This window comes from Pseudomonas sp. GM78 (genome assembly GCF_000282475.1).
Classification (GTDB): domain Bacteria; phylum Pseudomonadota; class Gammaproteobacteria; order Pseudomonadales; family Pseudomonadaceae; genus Aquipseudomonas.
Genome location: NZ_AKJF01000198.1, coordinates 119,768 through 142,158, shown reverse-complemented (window position 1 = coordinate 142,158; position 22,391 = coordinate 119,768). Strand labels below are relative to the sequence as shown.

Below are 22,391 nucleotides of genomic sequence, written 5' to 3'. Positions count from 1 at the left end.
TTACACGGTCAACGTCATATAGAACTGAGTCCCCTGCCCCGGTCGTGAGTAAACGCCCATCCGGCCACCATGCAGCTGCACGATTTCCTTGCACAACGCCAAGCCCAGCCCAGCCCCGCCTTTCTTGCGGCCGACCTGGACAAAGGGCTCGAAGATTCGACCCTGTTGCCCATAGGCAATGCCTTCACCGTTATCTTCGACGCTGATGATAACCCGCTCCCCATGGCGCCGGGCTTGCAAGCGTATCAGTCCGCCAGCGGCGGTATGGCGCAGCGCATTATCGATCAGATTGTCGAGCACTCTGTCCAGTTGCGGCTGATCGGCTTGCAACCGTGGCAAGGGTCCCTGGACTTCCACCAACAGCTCGACGCCCTTCTCTTGCGCACCGTCGGTAAAGCGAATCTGCGCTTGTTCCAGTAAATCCTCGATGGAGCACGGCGCCAGGGTGAGTTTCTGCAAGCCGTTCTGGTAGCGGGAGAAGTTCAGCAAGTCGTTGATCAGCTGCATCAGCCGCTGCATTTCTTCGTTTACCGTGTCCAGCAGGTCCGCTTCCCGGGATTCTGGCGGGAAATGCGCGCGCTCGCGAAACAGGCCAAATGCCATGTGCATGCCGGTAACGGGCGTGCGCAATTCATGGGAGGCGCGCAAGACGAACTCGCTACGCACCCGTTCGAAGGCACGCTGTTCCGTCACATCGTGCAGCACCATCACCGCACCGAGGATATGGCCCTGGGTATGGATGACAGGTGTCAGGCTATAAGTCAGCAAACGCGTCTCGCCTTCAACCTCGATATTCAGGTCATCCGGCATACGCTCCAACGTACCGCCACGCAGTACCAGCTGCAGTTGTTCATCGAGTTCGGGATGCTCCAGCGCTTCCCCCAGGCCTCGCCCGAGTCGATCGGTGTCCCAGCCCAGCTGGCGTTGCGCCACCGGGTTGAGGTGTTCCAGGTGCCCTTGGCGATCGATCATCAACAAGCCATCGTCGATGCCGTCGAGCACCGCCTGCAACCGCTGCTGTCCCGCCAGCAACTCATCGACGTTGGTGGCCTGATGTTCGCGCAGCGCCTCGGCCATGATCCCGAATCGCCGGGTCAGCTGATTCAGCTCAACGGCCGAGGACACCGGCAGCGTGACGTCGAAATTTCCCTGGCCAATATTATCCGCCGCCTGCGCGAGAGCCTCGATGGGCTCACCGAAACGCCGCGCAATGGCGTGGGCGGTGATGAAGCCGATGACCAGCACCGCCAGCCCGACCAGGCCAAGCAGCCCGGCGATCAGCAGCGCACGCTCACGGGCCTTGCGTTCGACGGTACTGATGTCATCCAGCGCCCGCTTGTGTTCGGCAATCAAGCCATTGCGCAATAGATTGAATTTTTCAGTCAGCTCATCGTTGCCACTGAGCACGCGCGTCGGGTCAGCGGACACTTCATACGCACCAATAAAGCTCAAATAGTCGGCCTTGGCCTTTTTGAAACCCTGGATTTCACCCGGCGGCTCTTGGGCGATACCCTCATCCAGCAGCTCAAGGTAACGCTTCCTGGCCGCTTCGAAGGCGGCCGGATCATTGTTTTCGCTGAGCATGACGAGCAACTGATCGCCCAGTGTCTGCCGCAACTTGAGCCCCAGGTCCAGGGTGACGAAGTTGTTGCGCACCAACGCTTCCTGGCTCCCGGCCATCTGCAACACGCTGACAAGACCGAGCAGCAGCCCAAGCAGTGCCACAGTGATCAGCGCAGAAATGCTGAGGAAAAGACGGGTCTGCAACTTCATCGCCAGCTTCATCGCCGCGAACTCACAGGTTGTACTGCTTGCGCTTGCGATACAGCGTCGACGCGTCGATCCCCAGGGTTTTGGCGGCTTGATCCAGCGTACCCGCGGTGGCGAGGACAGCACCGATATGGGCCTTTTCCAGCTCATCCAGGCTTAACGGGGCACCGATACGCGGGGCGTTATTGATCGGTGCTTCGGCCATGCCCAGGTGGCTGATCTCCACCCGCTCCTGCGGGCAAATGATGCTCGCGCGCTCCACAACGTTACGCAGCTCGCGAATGTTCCCGGGCCAGCGGTAACCGAGGAGCGCCTCACGGGCCTCATCACTGAAACCCCGTGCCGGACGTGCGTACTCCTTGACGAAACGGGCCAGAAACCGGTCAGCGAGGGTGAGAATGTCTTCCCGGCGTTCGCGCAATGGCGGCAGGTGCAGCGTAATGACATTGAGGCGATACAGCAGGTCCTCGCGGAAACGGCCGTCGCGCACCATGTCTTCGAGATTCTGGTTGGTGGCCGCCAGAATGCGCACATCGGCGCGACGGGTGACTGGGTCACCCACCCGCTCGTACTCTTTGTCTTGAATGAAGCGCAGCAACTTTGGTTGCAAAACCAGGGGAAAATCGCCGATTTCGTCTAGAAACAAGGTCCCGCCATCGGCTTGGTTGACGCGCCCCAAGGTGCTTTCGCTGGCGCCGGTAAATGCACCCCGGCTGTGCCCGAACAGCTCGCTTTCCATGAGTTCGGCCGTCAGCGACGGGCAGTTGATGGTGATACAGGACTTTTTCGAGCGCTTGCTCCAGCCATGAATCGCTTGGGACAACTCGCCTTTACCGGTGCCGGACTCGCCAAGGATCAGGATGTTGGCGTCGGTTGTGGCCACCTGACGGGCAGTCTCAAGCACGACCTTCATTGCCGGGCTGTGGGAGTCCAGGCCGTCCTTGGGTTTACGGACCTCACCTTCCAGCGCCTCCAGACGTGCTGACAATTGCCGCACTTCCAGCTGTTTGGCCGTGGCCAGGCGCAACTGATCGGGGCTGCACGGCTTGACCAGATAATCGGCGGCACCCGCCTGAATCGCATCCACGGCAGTATCTACGGCCGAATGCGCGGTGACGATCACCACGCGCATCCATGGGGCCTGGATGCGCATCTGCGCCAGAACGTCGAGGCCGTTGTCCTCTCCCAGGCGCAAATCCAGGAAGCACAGGTCGAAGACCTGCCGCTGCAGCAAGGCTTCCGCTTGCGCAGCGCTATTAGCGGTCGCCACGCTGTAACCTTCATCTTCAAGGCAATAGCGGAAGGTTCGCAGGATGGCAGATTCATCATCCACCAGAAGAATGCGGCCTTGATGCTCAGTGGCGGATTCCATTTTCCTACGCTCCTTAATGAATGATCTTGGTTAGTCCCGGAAAAATCGGGCAAGTTGCATGGTTTATTCTGATCCATTCCTGCCTTAGCAGGGTAGCTAACTCCTGTCCCCTCGCTGGAGCGCCCGCAATTGCGCTTGCTCCAAAGGAAACCCCTATCAGAGATGCCTTGCGTCCATTTCTGACAGCCGCGCCCTCCTCTCAATTCAAAAATATTGCGATCTCTTTCCGATGAGTCGTGCATTACGCACGACGGTGTGAGGGCTCATCGTGCAGGATGCGTCGGCCCACATTCTCCTAACAAGCATAACTATCTGTTTTTAAACGATTTTTTAAAGAAAAAAAGCTGGCATGCAGGCTGCAATAACCTGATTAACGCAGGGCAACAACAAATGCCCTCAACCGATTTCCCCAGCGTGGGAGGAGCTTCAGGATGAATCGCCAACGTGCCGCCCAATTGCATCTCTCGCCACTGCATGTTCAGCAAGGCCTGTTTGCGGTACTTGCACTGGTGATCACCTTGATCGCCGGTCAACAGTTTCTTCTGTGGGAACAGAGCCAGCAGCCAGAAGCCCCGCAAATTTCGTTTGAGCATCCGACCCAAACCCAATTCAGCGCGGCGGGAAGCGGTTTGGTAGATAACACCCCGATGAGAATGATGGACGTCGATCAGGCCCAGCCGGCCAATGACATGCCTCGTCAGGAACGCTGGGTGTTCTGAGCACATCGACTTGGTGCGCTCGACGCGCCGGGATAGCAATACCTCTAAATAGAAGCGTAAGGAGAATCACCATGTTGAGCTGGGCAATCACATTCTTGATCATTGCCATCATCGCTGCAGTATTGGGCTTCGGTGGTATCGCGGGCACCGCCACGGGTATCGCCAAGATTCTCTTTGTCGTGTTCCTGGTGATGTTCATTGCTTCCTTCTTCTTTGGCCGTCGCGGCCGAGGGTGAACATGAGCGTTTCGCTAAAGACACTGGCAGCCGCCCTGCTACCGGGCGGCAGTGCCATGGCAAGCGCAGATCCGAAGTAGTAATGAATTCAAGACGCGAAAGATGCGCATCGCTTCTTTCCCGCTGCGCCACCTGAGGAAGGCAGGCGCATGACCAAGGGGTCGGGATGTTCTGCCTGTTTCAGGGGCGGAGTGACCTACGGGTACAGGGAGTGCCTGCGCAAGGGCCGGGTCAGGAAAGCTGCCACGCAAGTTCGCCGGCCAACCACGGCTCGACGGGCTTGCGTAGGGCTTGAATCTCAAAACGCCCGCGAGAAATAGTCTTGCGGGGCTTCATAAGCGACCGTACATCGAGAAAAATCGCCTGTCTTTTGCGCTCAGGTCTCCGTGCGCATCTTGCGATTTTCCGTCATTTTGACACCCTTCCCCCCTGTTCAAAAAACACACAACCTGCTCTGTGATGGCCGGTTCACGGCACTTATGCCTGCCAATATGTCGTATTCGAACCGGTTGGGACGCGCGTTTCACTCAAAAAACCTCATGCCGATTCGGCATAGGGTAGGCGTTTACGGCATTAGACGTCGCTTCCTTGCATCGGAATAGTTGCGCCTTTTTTCGCCTGCCAGAGAGCCATTAACAAGCGCTCCGGGGCTCCTTATACGGGGACAGGTGCACTGACATTTTCGCCACAAGCGAAGCCGCTCATGCATGTGTTCGAGTCAAACTGAAGTAAGGGTAAAGATATGAAGAAGGCAAAGCTTAGCCTCGCCTGGCAGATCCTCATCGGTCTGGTATTGGGGATTGCAATCGGTGCGCTGCTCAACCATTTCAGTGCCGAAAAAGCCTGGTGGATCAGCAACGTCCTGCAACCGGCAGGCGATATCTTTATCCGTCTGATCAAGATGATCGTGATCCCGATCGTCATCTCTTCCCTGATCGTGGGCATTGCCGGCGTCGGTGACGCCAAGAAGCTTGGGCGCATCGGCCTCAAGACCATCATTTACTTCGAGATCGTCACCACCATCGCCATCGTGGTCGGTCTGCTGCTGGCCAACCTGTTCCATCCAGGTGCCGGCATCGACATGAGCACCCTGGGCACTGTGGACATTTCCAAGTACCAGGCCACGGCGGCCGAGGTTCAGCATGAACACGCGTTCATCGAAACCATCCTCAACCTGATCCCGTCGAACATCTTCGCGGCCATGGCCCGCGGCGAAATGCTGCCGATCATCTTCTTCTCCGTACTGTTCGGTCTCGGTTTGTCGAGCTTGCAGGCGGACCTGCGCGAGCCGCTGGTGAAGATGTTCCAGGGCGTATCGGAAAGCATGTTCAAGGTCACCCACATGATCATGAACTACGCGCCGATCGGCGTGTTCGCACTGATCGCGGTGACCGTGGCTAACTTCGGCTTCGCGTCCCTGCTGCCACTGGCAAAACTGGTGATCCTGGTTTATTTCGCCATCGCCTTCTTCGCCTTCGTGGTACTGGGCCTGATCGCTCGCCTGTTCGGCTTCTCGGTGCTCAAGCTGATGCGCATCTTCAAGGATGAGCTGGTGCTGGCCTACTCCACCGCCTCCTCCGAAACCGTGCTGCCACGTGTGATCGAGAAGATGGAAGCCTACGGCGCGCCAAAAGCCGTTTGCAGCTTCGTGGTGCCGACCGGTTACTCGTTCAACCTGGACGGTTCGACCCTGTACCAGAGCATCGCGGCCATCTTCATTGCCCAGTTGTACGGCATCGACCTGTCGATCAGCCAGCAATTGCTGCTGGTACTGACCCTGATGGTCACCTCCAAAGGCATCGCTGGCGTACCGGGCGTGTCCTTCGTGGTGCTGCTGGCCACCCTGGGCAGCGTCGGTATCCCGCTCGAAGGCCTGGCATTCATCGCCGGTGTCGACCGTGTGATGGACATGGCGCGTACCGCTCTGAACGTGATCGGCAACGCCCTGGCCGTACTGGTCATCTCTCGTTGGGAAGGCATGTACGACGACGCCAAGGGCCAGCGCTACTGGAACTCCCTGCCGCACTGGCGCAGCAAGGAAAAGTTGCCGGCAGGTGAAACCTCCAGCAACTGACGCACAACCTTGTAGGAGCTGGCTCGTCGGGTCGCCGCATCGCAGCGAAGAGGCCTTCAAGCCTTGCATCGCTAATGATGACGCATTCGCCGGCAAGCCGGCTCCTACAAGAGTCTGTAGGACATATACGCAAACCCCGGAGAAATCCGGGGTTTGTCGTTTCTGGCCACCCCGCTATCATTCGCGCATCTTTTGGGGGATTTGACTGATGCTTAATGGCCTGTGGCTTGGCTTCTTCATCGTGGCTGCCGTGTCGGCGCTGGCGCAATGGCTGATCGGCGGCAACGCCGGGATCTTCGCGGCGATGGTGGAAAGCATCTTCGCCATGGCCAAGTTGTCGGTCGAGGTCATGGTCCTGCTGTTTGGCACCCTCACCCTGTGGCTGGGCTTTCTGCGGATCGCCGAGAAGGCCGGGATCGTCGAATGGCTGGCCAAGGCCCTCGGGCCGCTGTTTTTGCGCCTGATGCCGGAAGTCCCGGCCGGCCACCCCGCCATCGGCCTCATTACCCTGAACTTCGCCGCCAACGGCCTGGGCCTGGACAATGCCGCCACACCCATCGGCCTCAAGGCCATGAAGGCCCTGCAGGAGCTCAATCCCAGCGATACGATCGCCAGCAACGCGCAGATTCTGTTCCTGGTACTCAACGCCTCCTCCCTGACCCTGCTCCCGGTGACGATTTTCATGTACCGCGCCCAGCAGGGCGCGCCCGACCCGACGCTGGTGTTCCTGCCAATCCTGCTGGCCACCAGTTGCTCGACCATCGTCGGCTTCCTGGCCGTAGCGTTCATGCAACGCCTGCGTGTCTGGGACCCGGTGGTGCTGGCCTACATGATTCCCGGCGCCCTGATCCTGGGTGGCTTCATGGCATTGCTGGCAACGCTCTCGGCCACTGCACTGGCCAGTTTGTCGTCGATCCTCGGCAATCTGACGCTATTTGGAATAATCATGCTGTTCCTGGTGATCGGCGCGTTGCGCAAAGTTAAGGTCTACGAAGCGTTCGTCGAAGGCGCCAAAGAAGGCTTCGACGTGGCGAAGAACCTGCTGCCGTACCTGGTGGCGATGCTCTGCGCCGTGGGCGTGTTGCGGGCGTCCGGCGCCCTGGATTTCGGCCTGGACGGGATTCGTCACCTGGTGGAATGGGCCGGTTGGGACACGCGCTTTGTCGATGCGCTGCCGACTGCGATGGTCAAGCCGTTCTCCGGCAGCGCCGCCCGGGCGATGTTGATCGAAACGATGAAAACATCGGGTGTGGACAGCTTCCCGGCGCTGGTGGCGGCGACGATTCAGGGCAGTACCGAAACCACGTTTTATGTGCTGGCGGTGTACTTCGGTGCGGTGGGTATCCAGCGAGCGCGGCATGCGGTGGGGTGTGCGTTGCTGGCGGAATTGGCGGGTGTACTGGGCGCTATTGGCGTCTGCTACTGGTTCTTCGGCTGATAGAGAACCCTGTGGGAGCGAGCCTGCTCGCGAAAGCGGTGTGTCAGCCAACATCAATGTTGAATGACAGGACGCCTTCGCGAGCAGGCTCGCTCCCACACTTGGTCCTGTGTAAGGCTTATGATCTCGGTGGTGGCGCGATTTTCTGCCCTTGCTCCACCGCCCAAGCCACCACCTGTGCCGTCAGTTGATCGTTGGCCTGGCCGAATCCGCTGACAACGGCGGGCACCTTCACATCATTCAATGGCTGGCGCACCTCGAAGCGGCGGCTGGCAAGAATGCGCTGGTCATACCCACGCACCAGCAGCGCATCCAGCCTTACCACGACACTGGCGGTGGTGCCTTGATACTCCGTCTGAAACGCCTGCAAGCTGCCGCCCAACTCCAGATCCGCCTGGAAATTGCTGTCATCGGTACTGAGCAGCGTCACCCGGCCATCACGCTGGAAACCATCGAGCAGGCGATTGCGCACCAGCACCGGCGCCGGATCGCTCCAGCGTGCGCCCTTGTAGTTGCTGATCACATCGCCCTGGGGAATGACAGCGATGTTCGGGCTGTTCAACGCTTCGCTGGCCTGGGGTTTGTTCAGGCGCAACGACCAGCGTTGCGGCGTGACCTGACTGGCCGATGTGCTGCTATGCGCCGACGGCAATCGGTAGAGCTCGAAGGGTTCGGTCTTGGGCAGGATCGAGCACGAGCTGACCAGGGTGAAGCTGGCGAGGAGGGCGAGTCGGGTCAGCTTCATGGGGTGAATTCCTTGCTCTTGTCACTGCCCAGCAGGTAGCCGCTGGGGTTGGATTCCAGGCGTTGAGAAATGGCGCGCAACGAGGTGAGGGTTTCACGCAGTTCACGCACCGCCGGGGCCAGGCCATTGAGCCCCTGCATGCCGTTATTGAGCGAATCCTGATTGGTGACCAGCAGTTTGTTGATCGTCGCGGTGCTCTGTTCCAGGGACTTCATGGCCTGCTCAGCGCTGCCGAACATCTGCTTGCCCTGATCATTGAGCATGCCGTTGGCGTTGCGCATCAACGCCGATGTCTGTTCCATCATGGTGCTGGCCTGCTTGCCGACCGCGGCCAATTGCTGCATCGCCTGACGGATATCGCCACGCTGGTCGGCGATGGTGCCGGTGGTGACTTCAAGATGCTCCAGGGTCTTGCTGATGCGCTCGATGTTTTCCGTGGAAAACATCAGGTTGGCGTTGTGCATCAACGTGTTCACCCCGGCCATCAGGTCGTTGCTGTCATTGAGCAGACGGGCGATGGGCGAGGGCGAAGCAATAATGGTAGGCAGTTTGCCGTCCTTGCCTTTAAGCGTCGGGCTCTGGGGCGTACCGCCGCTGAGCTGAATGATCGATGTCCCGGTGACCCCGGTCAGCGCCAGCTTGGCCTGAGTGTCTTCCTTGATCGGGGTATCGCCGCCCAGTCGGATCCGCGCCAGCACCCGGCGCGGGTCTTTCGGGTCCAGGCGCAGCGACACCACGTCGCCGACCTTGATCCCGCTGTACTGCACCGAACTGCCCTTGGACAGGCCACTGACCGCCTCGTTGAACACGACCTCGTAGTCCTTGAACTCGGTGTCGACACTGGACTTGGCCAACCAAAGGCCGAAGAGCAGGGCGCCTGTCACCACAATCACGGTGAACAGGCCGATCAATACATGATGGGCTCGGGTTTCCATGTCAGACCTCGTTGAGCTGTTGAGCGGCCGTCAGCGCCGCGCGGCCGCGAGGGCCATGGAAGTATTCGTGAATCCACGCGTCGTCGGTTTCCGAGACGACATCAATGGCATCGGCCACCAGCACTTTCTTCTGCGCCAGCACCGCCACGCGGTCGGTGATGGTGTAGAGGGTGTCGAGGTCGTGGGTGACCAGGAACACACTCAGGCCCAGGGCATCACGCAGGGTCAGGATCAGTTGATCGAAAGCGGCGGCACCAATCGGATCGAGACCGGCGGTGGGCTCGTCGAGAAACAGGATGTCCGGGTCCAGCGCCAGGGCCCGCGCCAGGGCCGCACGCTTGATCATGCCGCCGGACAGCGACGCCGGGTACTTGTCCGCCGCCGACAGCGGCAAGCCGGCCAAGGCCAGTTTCACCGCCGCCAGGTGCTCGGCATCGTCACGGCTCAAACCCGCGTGTTCGATCAGGGGCAGGGCGACGTTCTCGGTCACGGTCAACGAAGAGAACAGGGCGCCTTTCTGGAACAGCACACCGAAGCGCCGTTCGATCAGGGACCGCTCGTGCTCGGGCAGGGTCGGCAGGTTTTTACCGAAGACTTTCACCTCACCCTCGCTGGGCTGGCGCAAACCGACGATGCTGCGCAGCAGCACTGATTTACCGCTGCCGGAACCGCCGACCACGGCCAGGATCTCGCCCTTGTACAGATCCAGGTCGAGGTTTTCGTGCACGCTCTGGCTGCCGAAACGATTGCACAGCCCACGGACTTCGATCACCGCCTCGGCGGGCGCTCGGGGTAAACGACTCACCAGCTCATCTCCATGAAAAACAGCGCGGCCACGGCGTCGAGCACGATCACCACGAAAATCGACTGCACCACGCTGGAGGTGGTGTGGGCGCCGACGGACTCGGCGCTGCCGCTGACTTTGAAGCCTTCCAGACAACCGATCGCGGCAATCAGAAACGCGAAGATCGGTGCTTTGACGATCCCCACCAGAAAATGCTGAACGCCGATGTCCGATTGCAGCAGCGACAGGAACATCGCCGGCGAAATATCCAGCGATACGGCGCAGACGACGCCGCCACCGATGACCCCCGAGACCATCGCCAGGAAGGTCAGCATCGGCAATGCCACCAGCAAGGCCAGGACCCGCGGCACTACCAGCAACTCCATGGGGTCGAGGCCCAAGGTGCGGATGGCGTCGATTTCCTCGTTGGCCTTCATCGAGCCGATCTGCGCGGTGAACGCACTGGCGGTGCGCCCGGCCATCAAAATCGCCGTCAGCAGCACACCGAACTCGCGCAGGAAGGCAAACGCCACCAGGTCCACCGTGAACACGCTGGCGCCGAACGTGGTCAGCACTGTCGCCCCGAGAAAGGCCACCACGGCGCCCACCAGAAAGGTCAGCAGGGCAACGATGGGCGCGGCGTCGAGGCCGGTCTGTTCGATGTGCGCCACCATCGGCGTGATGCGCCAGCGGCTGGGGCGGAACAGGCCACGAACGATGGTTTCCAGAATCAGGCCGACGAACCCCAGCAGCTGCAGGGTGTCCTGCCAGACGGTGTCCACCGCGCGGCCAATGCGGGTCAGCAATTGAATGCCTACGCTGATTTCCGGCTCCTTGAGCGGCGCACAGAAATCCGTCAGTGACTGATAGACGGTCTGCAACAAGGCGCGGTCGGCGGAGGAGAGGGTGCAATCGGGATGTTCGGCGGATCGGCCCAGGCGTTCGGAGCCCAGCAACTCCACCAACAACGAGGCGCCGGCGGTATCAAGGGCGCCGAGGCCATTGAGATCGATGCGGGTGCTGTCGTCGTATTGGCCTTCGAGCTTTTCGCTCAGGTGCTTGAGGTCGGCGTAATGGGCAAGCGTCCAGTCTCCCGTCACCCGAATCTGCGGCGGGGAGTGCGAGGTGTCCAATTGGGCATTGCCGGCCACTGTGCTGCTGGTCATAAGCTCCGTGCTTTTTCGGCTATTACGCAGAGCTATGTAATAACACGAACTGACTCACTTTTCTTTGACCGGTGTGCTGTCTGCCACCTTGAAGCGCAACACACCGATCAGTTGGCCGTCTTCGGTCAACACCCGCACCTGCCATTTGCCTGCCGGGTTGCCAGGAAAGTTCTGCTTGTGGGTCCAGGCCCGGTAGCCTTCCTTGCGCCCACCGTGGATATCGAGAGGGATGCGATCGACCTCTTTGCCGTTGAATTGCCACACGTGATAAATCCGCTCGTCCAGCCCGCGCGGCGCATTGATCGCGGTGTAGGCATAGAGGCCGCCGCCGCGAATCTGCTCGGCGCTGACCTCATCGAGGCTGGCGCCGGGGGTGCGATCCTGCATCTGGGTGCTGATGGCCACGTCGGTCATCCACAGGGTCGCAGGCGGCACCCATGAACGCAGTACCCAGCCGACACCGCCGATACCCACGGTAATACTCAGGATCGCCACGGCGTTGCGCACGGTGCGGATCGGAAAGATCGACGCCAGGCTGGGGAACGACAACAGCACGGCGATGCCCAGGGCCCATTTGAAGCTCTGCGCGGTGGTCAGGTGCATGATGACCGGCAATGCGGTGAGCAGGGCGGCGAACAGGGTCAGGGTGTGCAGCGCCAGGAACGCCCAGCGCCGGGGCGCCAGCCACTTGTAGTAGAGCGGGTCGATGATGGAAATCAGCGCCGCGATGCCCAGCAGCCCGGTGAAGAACAACTGGCCGCTGTTCCACGTCGTGGTGATGAAAAAGAAGGGCAGGACGAAGAACAGGCTTTCCTGGTGAATCATCTGCGTCGCATAGCGCAGCAGTGGCTGGGGGATTTCCCGCTTGAAGATTCGGGTGAACAGCTTGGTCAGGCTGTTTTCCAGCATCAGCCAGATCCAGCTGATCAGCATGATGGTGGTGATCCAGCTCGCCAGGCCCTGCTGGCGATCCACCAGGATGAAGCTGCCGATTCCGGAGATGAAACCACCGAGCGCAATGACCCCGGGGTAGCGCTTCATCAGTTCGAGGATGCGCTGGACGATAAGGGTCAGGGTCGGCATTCGGCGGTTCACAGTAGTCGTAGGAAAAATCCTTGACAGGTTACCGCCTCATCCGCGAAAAGTGCTTACTTTCTGCGATGAAAACGCCATGCCGCCAGGCTCAACACCAACAATCCCAATACCCCGGCAATCGCCCACATCAACTGGTCATAACTCACCAACGGCTTTTCGATCCGCACATAGCCCGGTTGCAGGAGCAGTTCGCGCATGGCCTTGTTCGCTTGCGCCAGCGTGACCGCTTGCAATTCTTTTACCGGGCTGGCGAAACGGCCGTTTTCGTAGTCTCCCAAGGCACTCCAATAGTAGTCGGCCAATGCGCTGTTGCCTTGCACCGCCCAGGCCTGTCGAGCGATGGCGGCCTGTTTTAGGCGATTGAAGGTCTCGGCATTGAGACCGTCCTTGAGCAAACCAGCCTTCAATTCATCCAGCACCTTCTGCGCTTCGGCCACGTCGTCGCGATCCAGGTCGGCATTCAGGCTCATGAAGCCAACGCCGCCAAACACCTCGCGCTCGGCCCAGGGGCCATAGGACAGGCTGTGTGCCAGGCGCAGCTGGCGATAGAGTGCCCAGTCCAGATAGTCCTTGAGCAGGTCGAAGGTTACGTCGTGCTGATCGTCCAGTACCGGCTCCGGTACCAGCCAGTGCAGCTTGGCCCCGCCACCGACGAAGCCGTGAATCAGGTTGCGCTCATGGGCAGCGCTGGCCTGGATTTGTGGCAGGGGCGGGTGCTCTGTCGGGTCGATGGCGGTCAGCGCGCCATAAGCCCGATCCAGATAGGCCGGCAGTAAACGGTCGAGGTCGCCGACGACGATCAGCGTCATGTTGTTGGGCGCGTACCAGCCCTTGCGGACTTTCTCCAGCTGTTCGCGGGTCAGGTGATCGACTTCCGCGCGCTCAGGGCATTTGAGGCCCAGCTCCACGGCCAGTTGCTTGCTGGCGGTATTGCCCAGGTCCTGGCGATCCAGCCAGCGTTGCAGGTGCGTGTAGTGGCCGCCGTCTTCACGCTCGACCACTTGCTTGGCGGCGTGGATGGCGTCGTCGTCGAAATGGGTCTGCGTCAGCAACGCCAGCAGCAGATCGAGCACCTTGCGCTGGTTTTTCGCCGGGGCTTCGATCACGAAGGTGGTGTCGGCGTTGCTGGTGAAAGCGTTCCACTCGCCACCCAGCGCCTGCATGCGCTCCTCCAGGCCGCCTTCACCGCTGGCGTCGATACCGCTGAACAGCAAGTGTTCAAGCAGGTGCGGCAGTTCTTTCTCGGCGCAACCGAAATCATCCAGGCCTACGCCAACCACCAGCCGAATCGCCACATGGCCGCGTTCGGTGCCAGGCTTGAGCAACATCTGCAAACCGTTGCGCAGGGTGTAGCCTTCGACCTGGAAGCGATCCAGGGCAAACGAGGGGAGTGAGCCAAGCAACAGACAGGCGAACAACAGACAACGCATAACGAGCTTCCCGGCAATCAATCGGAGATCCGTTTCGTCCTTCAATCCGCTATGACGGCCTTGAGGCTGAATCAATGTTACTGACTAACCACCGTGCCAGACGTTCAAGGCGAATGTGTGATGTCCGCCAAATCGTCGACAGCCAATGCCCCGGTGTCAGACGTTTCCAATACCACGTAGGCACTGCTGCAAAACAGTGAATTCAGTCGCTTCATGTCGGCAATCAATTCCAGGTGCAGCGAACTGGTCTCGATACTTTGCACGATCTTACGTTGCAAACGGCTGACATGGGCGTGGGCCAGGCGGCGTTCCTGTGCGCGAAAGCGACGTTTCTCACGCAGCAATTGGCGGGCACTTTCCTTGTCGCCACTGAGAAATACCGACAAACCCAGGCGCAGGTTGGAGATCAACTGGCTGTGCAGCCCGGCCAATTCTTCCAGCCCCACTTCGGAAAACGACCGGCGCTGGGAGGTTTTCTGCTGCTGGACTTTGCGCAGCATGCGTTCGATCAAGTCGCTGGCGAGCTTGAGGTTGATCGCCAGTTCAATGATTTCCGCCCAGCGCCGGCTGTCCTGGTCACTGAGGTCTTCCCGGGGCATTTGCGCCAGGTACAGCTTGATTGCACTGTAGAGCGCCTCGACGTCATCGGTCAGACGCCGCATCTCCTGGGTCACGGCGGTTTGCTTGCCGTGCAGCACGTCGAGCATGGCTTCCAGCATGTTGTCGATCAGATCGCCCATGCGCAGGGTCTCCCGGGCAGCGTTGGCCAACGCCAGGCTTGGGGTGACCAACGCTGTCGGGTCAAGGTGCCGGGGTTTGGCCATGCCGTTGGTTTGCGGGCGCTCGGGCAGTATCCACGCACAGAACCTGGCCATCGGCCCGACACTGGGCAGCAGGACCAGGCAACGCGCCGTGTTGTAGAGCAGGTGGAAGCCGATGACCATCTCCTGGGGGCTGAAGTCGAGGCTGTCGATCCAGTGCACCAAGGGGTCGAGCACCGGAATGATCAGCAACAGGCCGATCATCTTGTACAACAGGCTGCCCAACGCCACCTGGCGGCCGGCGGCGTTCTGCATGCTGGTGCTGAGGAACGCGAGAATGCCACTGCCGATGTTGGCACCGATCACCAAGCCGATGGCCACCGGCAGGCTGATCACGCTGGCGCCGGCGAGGGTCGCGGTCAGCAGGACCGCCGCCAGGCTGGAGTAGGAAATCATCGCGAACAACGCGCCAACCAGGGCGTCGAGCAAAATGTCGCCGGTTAGCGAGGCGAAAATCACTTTCACCCCTTGGGCGTGGGTGATCGGCGCGGCCGCTTCGACAATCAATTGCAGCGCCAGAATGATCAACCCCAGGCCAATGCTCACGCGGCCCATTTGCCCGAGCCGCGTCTGTTTGCGCGACAGGAAGAAAATCACCCCGAGAAATATCAGCAGTGGCGAGAGCCATGACAGATCGAAAGTCAGCACCCGCGCCATCAACGCCGTACCGACATCGGCCCCGAGCATCGTTGCCAGGGCGGGGGTCAGCGCCATCAGGCCCTGGCCGACGAACGAGGTGACGAGCATCGCCGTGGCGTTACTGCTCTGGACCATCGCGGTCACGACGATCCCTGAGATGAACGCCAGCCAGCGCTTGGACATGTTCTGGCCGATGACGTGACGCAGGTTGGAGCCGTAGACCCGCAAGATGCCGGTTCGGACGATGTGTGTGCCCCAGATCAGCAAGGCCACGGCTGAAAGAAGATTGAGCAGGGTGAGCATGCAGGCCCCCTGTGGTGGTAGCGCCCCAAAGGAGCAAGTTGAAAGTGCCGCGCGTCGTTCTACGTTCTGTACTTAAGCTGTAGTTGGCTAACGGTCTGGGCGCCAGCATCGCATAGCTAAAGAAGCGATTGAAATGAAACTGTCATGAAAACAGTTTGATGCAGATAAAGAAAAAGGGGCCCGAAGGCCCCTTTTTGTTCAGCAAAGCATTCGGGTTACTGCCCCGGAATGTCCTTGCGCAGTTTCACCGGATCCTGCTGCTTCTTCTTTTTCGCAATCGCGGTGCGCATCTTGATGTTGATCGCTTCCACCGCCAGCGAGAACGCCATGGCGAAGTAGACGTACCCTTTTGGCACATGCACGTCGAAGGCTTCGGCAATCAGCACCATACCGACGATCAACAGGAACGCCAGCGCCAGCATCTTCAACGAAGGATGTTTGTCGATGAACGCGCTGATCGTGCCCGAGGCCAGCATCATCACCAGTACCGCCACGACAATCGCGGCCACCATGACCGGTACGTGGGAGACCATGCCGACGGCGGTGATCACCGAGTCCAGCGAGAACACGATGTCGATGATCGCGATCTGGATGATGGTGTAGAGGAAGTTGCCGCCCTTCATCGAAGGCTCGTCATCGCTTTCGTCTTCACCTTCCAGCGCGTGGTACATCTCTTGCGAGCTCTTCCACAGCAGAAACAGGCCACCGAAGAACAGGATCAGGTCACGCCCGGAGATACCCTGGCCGAACACTTCGAACAGGTCGGCGGTAAGACGCATGACCCAGGTGATCGACAGCAGCAACAGAATCCGCGTGACCATGGCCAGCGCCAGGCCGAAAATCCGGGTGCGCTGTTGCATGTGCTTGGGCATGCGGCTGACCAGGATCGAAATCATGATGATGTTATCGATACCCAGGACGATTTCCAGGGCGGTCAGGGTAAAGAAGGCAACCCAGATTTCAGGGTTGGTCAGCCATTCCATGTGTATTCCTTTGAGCGATTGTTAAACCAAAAAGGGCCCCGACTTCAAACCGCGAAGCCTGGACCCGAAATGGTGAGTCTTGGGCTTATAGAGTGCTGAACAGCGGAAAAATCCCCATCAGCAATGCAGCAACCAGTATGCACATGCAAACCAGCACTGCCCACTTCAGGGTGAAGCGCTGGTGATCACCAAAATCGATACCGGCCAGGGCCACCAACAGGTAAGTCGATGGTACCAACGGGCTCAACAAGTGGACGGGTTGACCGACGATCGAGGCACGTGCCATTTCCACCGCGGTTATACCGTAATGGCTGGCGGCTTCGGCAAGTACCGGTAACACGCCGTAATAAAATGCATCATTCGACATGAAGAAGGTGAACGGCATGCTCACCAACGCCGTGATCACTGCCAGGTATGGGCCGAGGAAATCCGGAATCACCGACAGCAGGCTTTTCGACATGGCATCGACCATACCGGTGCCCGACAGGATACCGGTGAAGATGCCCGCGGCAAAGATCAGCCCGACCACCGCCAGCACGCTACCGGCGTGGGCCGCGACGCGGTCCTTCTGCTGTTGCAGGCACGGGTAGTTGACGATCATTGCAATACTGAATGCCACCATGAACAGCACCGGCAGCGGCAATAGACCGGCGATCAGGGTGCACATCAGGCCCAGGGTCAGGGCGCCATTGAACCAGATCAAGTTCGGACGACGGGCATCCGGGAATTGCGAGACGGTGATCTCGCTGTGATCGATCTCATCGCCCACCAGGTGCAATTCACCCAGGCGCGCACGTTCACGTTTGCCGTAGAAGTAGGCAATGGCAAGGATGGCCAGGACACCGGCCGCCATCGCTGGAACCATCGGGACGAAGATGGCCGACGGGTCGACGTGCAGCGCACTGGCGGCACGGGCGGTCGGGCCACCCCACGGAGTCATGTTCATCACGCCTCCGGCGAGGATGATCAAGCCGGCCATGATCCGCGGGCTCATGCCGATACGGCTGTAGAGCGGCAGCATGGCGGCCACGCAGATCATGTAGGTGGTCGCGCCGTCACCATCGAGGGAAACGACGAGCGCCAGTACGGCGGTACCCACCGACACTTTCAACGGATCGCCCTTGACCATTTTGAGGATCTTGCGCACGGCCGGGTCGAACAGGCCGGAGTCGATCATCAGGGCGAAGTACAGGATCGCGAACATCAGCATCACACCGGTCGGCGCGAGCTTGGTAATGCCTTCGAGCATCATCGGGCCGATTTTCGGGCCGAAACCGCCGAACAGGGCGAAAACGATCGGGATGATGATCAGGGCGATCAACGCGGACAGGCGCTTGGTCATGATCAGGAACATGAACGTGATGACCATGGCGAAGCCAAGGAAAGTCAGCATGGGAATACTCCAGGCGTAGCGCGGCTAGGGAATGGGCGGATCGGACGGGATCAGCGCAGAACGGGAAGCACGAGGCGTACGGGCGGAGTTGCAGCGAAGCGGCGGATAGAAGAGGACATCAGGGTCACCATTGTTGTTGTTAAATGGGCCGGGCGAGCAATCGAACACTCGCATTAGCCAGCCGGTCTATTGCCGGCAGTGAGGGCGATCCTAATCGGGGAAGCTTTCAGCCAGCTTTCGCCGATGAAAGCATTGACCGGATGTGCAACCGGTCGTCGGACCGGGGCAGGGAGGGAAACCGGGTTGTGTCCTTCGCGAGCAGGGTCGCTCCTACACTGATTTTGTGTACGGCACAGATCCCCTGTGGGAGCGAGCCTGCTCGCGATGGCGTCAGTGAAAACGCATCAGGAGGAATAGGTATGGTCGACTTTCATACAGGCGGCTGCCACTGCGGGCAACTGCGCTATCAATTCAGCGGGCCTTTGCACGATATCGCCCATTGCCATTGCTCTATTTGCCGGCGGGTCAGCGGTGGGATCGTGACCACCTGGATCACCGTGCAGGCATCGGCCTTTCAATGGCTGGCGGGAAAACCGGCACGATACGACTCTTCGCCAACCGGCGCGCGCTATTTCTGCGGTAACTGTGGGGCGCAGCTGGCATTGGTGACCCACCTGAGCCCGGACAGTATCGACTTGACCATCGCTACCCTCGACCATCCCGAGCAGGCCCCGGCCGAACGCCACATCTGGACCGACAGCCGCCTGCCGTGGCTGCACCTGGATGAGCACTTGCCGGGCGAAGCCGAAGAAACACTCTGATCAGAAAATAGACAGATCCAGCGGCCGAATCGCGCCCATCCAGATCGCGTGCTCGCTGTGATCCAGCAGATCGTTGCCGGTGTCCGGGTGCAGGAACACCACCAGTCCCTTGCGGTTGAGCGCCAACCACGGCAGCACATCCCCGATCAGCTCGGGGCCGAATGCCAGTTGGCAGCTCCAGTCCGGGTGCGGTCCGACAGGGCGTTCGTGCACCCGGCCCATTTTCAGCGGGAACAATTGTGCGGCTTGCTCACACAGGGCCCGCGCCTGGTCGATGGTGCTGGCATCGAAATAGACGTGGGCGTGGTAGCCCTTGATCCGTTGCATCTGAATCCCTCTAAAACCGAGTCGAACCCTCACCGTTTCCTGCAGGTCAAATGCCATACAGGAAGGCAAACAAGGGAGTTCAGCCATGAAAAATGCCGAGACCCCGGTGGTGAAAGTGGTGCTTTATGGTGCCATGAGTAGCCTGGGCAGTGCGCTGATGGCTGAAATGTTGCGGCGCCAACATGAAGTGATCGCCATTCTCGATGACTTGACGGCGCTGGCGCCACGCCCGGGTTTGCGCACGAAGACCGGCGACCTGTTCGATGCCCAGCGTGTGAAGCAAAGCGTAGCCGGCAGTTCGGTGGTTATCTGTTTGCTGGATGCACCAGGGTTGCCATTCAACAGTGAACACGTGGAAAAAAACATCGTGCCCGGCCCGGTAGAGCAGGTGCTGGCAGTGGATGCATTGATCGATGGCATGCACGCGGCGGGCATCGCCCGGTTGTTTCTAGTGGGCGATTTCGAGATCCTGGACGATCCGGAGTTCGAGGACGGGTTGCAACGCCACGCCGCCGAAGAAATCCGCGAAGCGCTACAAAGCAGCCCCTTGCATTGGACGATGGTGAACGCCCCCCGCGGAGTGCCGGGGCTGACCATTGAGCATTTCAGTCAAATCGGCGGCAACCTGGAGCCGGGGCTGGCCGAGCCGCTGGCACGCCTTGCCCGCACGGCGGTAGGGATCGCCGATGAGCTGCACTTGAACTTGCATATCGGCGAGCACGTCAATTTCGTCGCGACCGACAGCTAAACCGCAATGGAGGGCAGCGCCATCCCGTTCAACGATTGCGCACTACTGGCCTGCTCAGTCATCAGCCAATCGACAAACTGCTGAATCAGGGCGCCACGCCGTTTACGCTGCGGCAAGACCACGTAATAACCCAGCCTGGAGATCACCGTTTCGGCAATCGGCCGACACAACAAACCTTGTGCCAGCAAGTTATCCACAAGGTGCCGCCAGCCAATAGCCACGCCCTGACCGCCAATGGCGGCCTGAATCAGCAAGGTGTAATTGTCGAAACGCAATTGGCCCGGAGCCGGGGGCGAGGTGATGCCCAACTCGCGGAAGACCCCGCTCCAGTCAAACCAGTGACTGCTGTTCTCGCCCCGCAGGTGCAAGAGCGGAAATTCCAGCAAGGATCGGGCAGGCAAGGGCAGGGCACGATCATTCAACAACTGCGGGCTGCACACCGGGAATACTTCCTCACTGAACAGCCAATGGCTCTCGCCCTGCTTGAAGCGGCCATCGCCGAACAGCACCGCCACATCGATATCGCTGCGCAGCATGTTATGGCTGCGTTCACTGGTCACCAAGCTGACGTCGACCTGTGGATTGGCCGCGTGAAAGCGGTGCAACCGAGGCATCAGCCAATAGGCGGCAAAGGCGAAATCGGTGGCGACCTGTAGCACTTCATGCTGTTGTTGCGCGCTGATCGCACTCAATCCTGCCTCGATATTCTGCAAACCGAGCTGAACCTGCTCGAAAAGAATGGCCCCCGCCTCGGTCAGTTCGATGCCGCGATAGATGCGGTCGAACAATCGAGTCCCCAACTGCTCCTCCAGTCGCTTGATCTGTTGGCTCACGGCCGGCTGCGTGGTGCCCAGCTCGTTCGCCGCCGCCGTGAAGCTGCGCTGGCGCGCCGCCGATTCAAAAGCGCGGAGCAGATCCAGGGAAAGGTCACCAAGCGCCTCATACATAAGCTGTAGTTATCCTAGTCATTGTCGGCCATGGGCTTTACCGCAAAGTGTGGGGGTTACATCCTCGGTCCCAGCACTCTCGCATAAACATCCACTATGGAATGCCGCGATCACATGAAGCGCAAGAACATTCTTTTCATCATGGCCGATCAAATGGCCGCGCCAATGTTGCCGTTCTACGGTCCTTCGCCCATCAAGCTACCTAATCTGAGCCGCCTCGCCGCCGAGGGCGTGGTGTTCGACAGCGCTTACTGCAACAGCCCGTTGTGCGCGCCTTCGCGTTTTACCCTGGTCAGCGGCCAGTTGCCGAGCAAGATCGGTGCCTATGACAACGCGGCGGATTTCCCTGCCGATGTGCCGACTTATGCCCATTACCTGCGACGCCTCGGCTACCGCACCGCGCTGTCGGGCAAGATGCATTTCTGTGGTCCGGACCAGCTGCATGGCTATGAAGAACGCCTGACCAGCGATATCTACCCGGCCGACTACGGCTGGGCGGTTAACTGGGACGAACCGGACGTGCGTCCGACCTGGTACCACAACATGTCGTCGGTATTGCAGGCAGGCCCCTGTGTGCGCACCAACCAACTGGATTTCGACGAAGAGGTGGTGTTCAAGGCTCAGCAGTACCTGTTCGACCACATTCGCGAGGATGGCGACCAGCCGTTTTGCCTGACGGTCTCGATGACTCACCCCCACGACCCGTACACCATTCCCAAGGCGTTCTGGGACCTGTACGACGACGCCGACATCCCGTTGCCGGAAACACCGGATCAACACGAACTCGATCCGCACGCCCAACGATTACTCAAGGTCTATGACCTGTGGGACAAACCCCTGCCTGTGGATAAAATCCGTGACGCGCGCCGCGCCTACTTCGGTGCGTGCAGCTATATCGACAGCAACGTCGGCAAACTCCTGCAAACCCTCGAGGATACCGGGCTGATCGATGACACCATCATCGTCTTCTCCGGCGACCATGGCGACATGCTCGGCGAACGTGGCCTCTGGTACAAAATGCACTGGTACGAAATGGCTGCTCGCGTGCCGCTGTTGATAAGTGCGCCAGGGCAATTCGGCGCCAGCCGGGTCAGCGCATCAGTATCCACCGCCGACCTGTTGCCGACCTTTGTAGAACTGGCCGGCGGCTCTCTTGAACCGGGCTTGCCGCTCGATGGCCGTTCGCTGGTTGCGCACCTGCAAGGGCAGGGCGGTCACGATGAAGTGTTCGGCGAGTACATGGCCGAAGGCACTATCGGTCCCTTGATGATGATTCGCCGTGGCGCTTACAAATTCATCTACAGCGAAGACGACCCTTGCCTACTCTTCGATGTACACAATGACCCGCGGGAGCTGGAAGAACTCAGCCAGTCGCCGCAACATCGCCAGCTGTTCGACGATTTTCTCGCGGAAGCGCGGGCTAAATGGGACATTCCGGCGATCCACCAACAGGTGCTCGCGAGCCAGCGGCGCCGGCGTTTCGTCGCCGAGGCCCTGACCATCGGCAAGCTGAAGAGCTGGGATCACCAGCCACTGGTGGACGCCAGTCAGCAGTACATGCGCAATCACATCGACCTCGACGATCTGGAGCGCAAAGCACGTTATCCACAACCCTGCCAAAACCAATAATGTTAAGGGGAAGTCC

At 59.9% G+C, this 22,391-nt stretch carries 20 protein-coding genes; 7 read left to right on the top strand and 13 right to left on the bottom strand.

What is annotated here, in order from left to right:
• Both PMI35_RS05055 and algB read right to left on the bottom strand, forming a co-directional pair.
• On the bottom strand, positions 1 to 1,785 hold the full coding sequence (locus PMI35_RS05055) for a KinB sensor domain-containing domain (RefSeq protein ID WP_008064692.1): 1,785 nt from the start codon (positions 1,783 to 1,785) through the stop codon (positions 1 to 3).
• Between the two features lie 10 nt (positions 1,786 to 1,795).
• Complete coding sequence (gene algB / locus PMI35_RS05060; protein WP_008064691.1) at positions 1,796 to 3,142, bottom strand: sigma-54-dependent response regulator transcription factor AlgB; 1,347 nt, start codon at positions 3,140 to 3,142, stop codon at positions 1,796 to 1,798.
• 431 nt (positions 3,143 to 3,573) lie between these two features.
• Here algB and PMI35_RS05065 point away from each other — a divergent pair, with 431 nt between their 5' ends.
• The 4 genes from PMI35_RS05065 to PMI35_RS05080 all read left to right on the top strand — a co-directional run bounded on the left by PMI35_RS05065 (position 3,574) and on the right by PMI35_RS05080 (position 7,609).
• Positions 3,574 to 3,861 (top strand): hypothetical protein, encoded by a 288-nt coding sequence (locus PMI35_RS05065; RefSeq protein ID WP_008064690.1) that lies wholly within the window; start codon positions 3,574 to 3,576, stop codon positions 3,859 to 3,861.
• Between the two features lie 71 nt (positions 3,862 to 3,932).
• Positions 3,933 to 4,097, top strand: coding sequence for a DUF1328 domain-containing protein (locus tag PMI35_RS34245; protein WP_003177151.1), 165 nt, complete (start codon positions 3,933 to 3,935; stop codon positions 4,095 to 4,097).
• A gap of 742 nt (positions 4,098 to 4,839) precedes the next feature.
• Positions 4,840 to 6,171 (top strand): glutamate/aspartate:proton symporter GltP, encoded by a 1,332-nt coding sequence (gene gltP, locus PMI35_RS05075; protein ID WP_008064689.1) that lies wholly within the window; start codon positions 4,840 to 4,842, stop codon positions 6,169 to 6,171.
• A 208-nt stretch (positions 6,172 to 6,379) separates the two neighbouring features.
• Positions 6,380 to 7,609 carry a nucleoside recognition domain-containing protein gene (locus PMI35_RS05080; protein WP_008064687.1) on the top strand — a complete coding sequence of 410 codons (1,230 nt, stop codon included), beginning with the start codon at positions 6,380 to 6,382 and terminating at the stop codon, positions 7,607 to 7,609.
• A gap of 118 nt (positions 7,610 to 7,727) precedes the next feature.
• On the opposite strand, the gene PMI35_RS05085 is transcribed toward PMI35_RS05080, so the two are convergent.
• The 9 genes from PMI35_RS05085 to PMI35_RS05125 all read right to left on the bottom strand — a co-directional run bounded on the left by PMI35_RS05085 (position 7,728) and on the right by PMI35_RS05125 (position 17,903).
• Positions 7,728 to 8,354, bottom strand: coding sequence for an ABC-type transport auxiliary lipoprotein family protein (locus PMI35_RS05085; RefSeq protein ID WP_008064685.1), 627 nt, complete (start codon positions 8,352 to 8,354; stop codon positions 7,728 to 7,730).
• Positions 8,351 to 9,289 (bottom strand): MlaD family protein, encoded by a 939-nt coding sequence (locus PMI35_RS05090; protein WP_008064684.1) that lies wholly within the window; start codon positions 9,287 to 9,289, stop codon positions 8,351 to 8,353. Before PMI35_RS05090 ends, PMI35_RS05085 begins: the two co-directional genes overlap by 4 nt.
• A gap of 1 nt (position 9,290) precedes the next feature.
• On the bottom strand, positions 9,291 to 10,094 hold the full coding sequence (locus PMI35_RS05095; protein ID WP_008064682.1) for an ABC transporter ATP-binding protein: 804 nt from the start codon (positions 10,092 to 10,094) through the stop codon (positions 9,291 to 9,293).
• Entirely contained in the window at positions 10,091 to 11,239 is a 1,149-nt protein-coding gene (locus tag PMI35_RS05100; RefSeq protein WP_008064680.1) for an ABC transporter permease, read from the bottom strand. The genes PMI35_RS05095 and PMI35_RS05100 overlap by 4 nt, the downstream gene beginning before the upstream one ends.
• 54 nt (positions 11,240 to 11,293) lie before the next feature.
• Positions 11,294 to 12,322, bottom strand: coding sequence for a DUF5924 family protein (locus PMI35_RS05105; RefSeq protein ID WP_008064678.1), 1,029 nt, complete (start codon positions 12,320 to 12,322; stop codon positions 11,294 to 11,296).
• A 65-nt stretch (positions 12,323 to 12,387) separates the two neighbouring features.
• On the bottom strand, positions 12,388 to 13,764 hold the full coding sequence (locus tag PMI35_RS05110; RefSeq protein ID WP_008064675.1) for a M16 family metallopeptidase: 1,377 nt from the start codon (positions 13,762 to 13,764) through the stop codon (positions 12,388 to 12,390).
• A gap of 104 nt (positions 13,765 to 13,868) precedes the next feature.
• Entirely contained in the window at positions 13,869 to 15,527 is a 1,659-nt protein-coding gene (locus PMI35_RS05115) for a Na/Pi cotransporter family protein (protein WP_008064674.1), read from the bottom strand.
• 215 nt (positions 15,528 to 15,742) lie between these two features.
• Entirely contained in the window at positions 15,743 to 16,510 is a 768-nt protein-coding gene (locus PMI35_RS05120) for a TerC family protein (RefSeq protein ID WP_008064671.1), read from the bottom strand.
• A gap of 85 nt (positions 16,511 to 16,595) precedes the next feature.
• Positions 16,596 to 17,903, bottom strand: coding sequence for a CitMHS family transporter (locus tag PMI35_RS05125; protein ID WP_008064669.1), 1,308 nt, complete (start codon positions 17,901 to 17,903; stop codon positions 16,596 to 16,598).
• A 419-nt stretch (positions 17,904 to 18,322) separates the two neighbouring features.
• Between PMI35_RS05125 and PMI35_RS05130 the strand changes: the two genes are divergently transcribed.
• Positions 18,323 to 18,724, top strand: a complete 402-nt coding sequence (locus PMI35_RS05130; protein WP_008064667.1) for a GFA family protein — start codon at positions 18,323 to 18,325, stop codon at positions 18,722 to 18,724.
• Here PMI35_RS05130 and PMI35_RS05135 read toward each other — a convergent pair whose 3' ends face one another.
• Positions 18,725 to 19,051, bottom strand: a complete 327-nt coding sequence (locus tag PMI35_RS05135; protein ID WP_008064666.1) for a DOPA 4,5-dioxygenase family protein — start codon at positions 19,049 to 19,051, stop codon at positions 18,725 to 18,727. It lies immediately after the preceding gene.
• Between the two features lie 85 nt (positions 19,052 to 19,136).
• Between PMI35_RS05135 and PMI35_RS05140 the strand changes: the two genes are divergently transcribed.
• Complete coding sequence (locus PMI35_RS05140; RefSeq protein ID WP_008064665.1) at positions 19,137 to 19,799, top strand: NAD(P)-dependent oxidoreductase; 663 nt, start codon at positions 19,137 to 19,139, stop codon at positions 19,797 to 19,799.
• Here the strand turns inward: PMI35_RS05140 and PMI35_RS05145 are convergent.
• The gene (locus tag PMI35_RS05145; protein ID WP_008064664.1) at positions 19,796 to 20,746 is read right to left on the bottom strand and encodes a choline sulfate utilization transcriptional regulator; all 951 of its coding nucleotides are present in this window, start codon (positions 20,744 to 20,746) and stop codon (positions 19,796 to 19,798) included. The genes PMI35_RS05140 and PMI35_RS05145 overlap by 4 nt on opposite strands.
• Before the next feature lie 114 nt (positions 20,747 to 20,860).
• On the opposite strand from PMI35_RS05145, the gene betC reads away from it, so the two are divergent.
• Positions 20,861 to 22,375, top strand: a complete 1,515-nt coding sequence (gene betC, locus PMI35_RS05150; protein WP_008064663.1) for a choline-sulfatase — start codon at positions 20,861 to 20,863, stop codon at positions 22,373 to 22,375.
• The last annotated feature ends 16 nt before the right edge of the window (positions 22,376 to 22,391 follow it).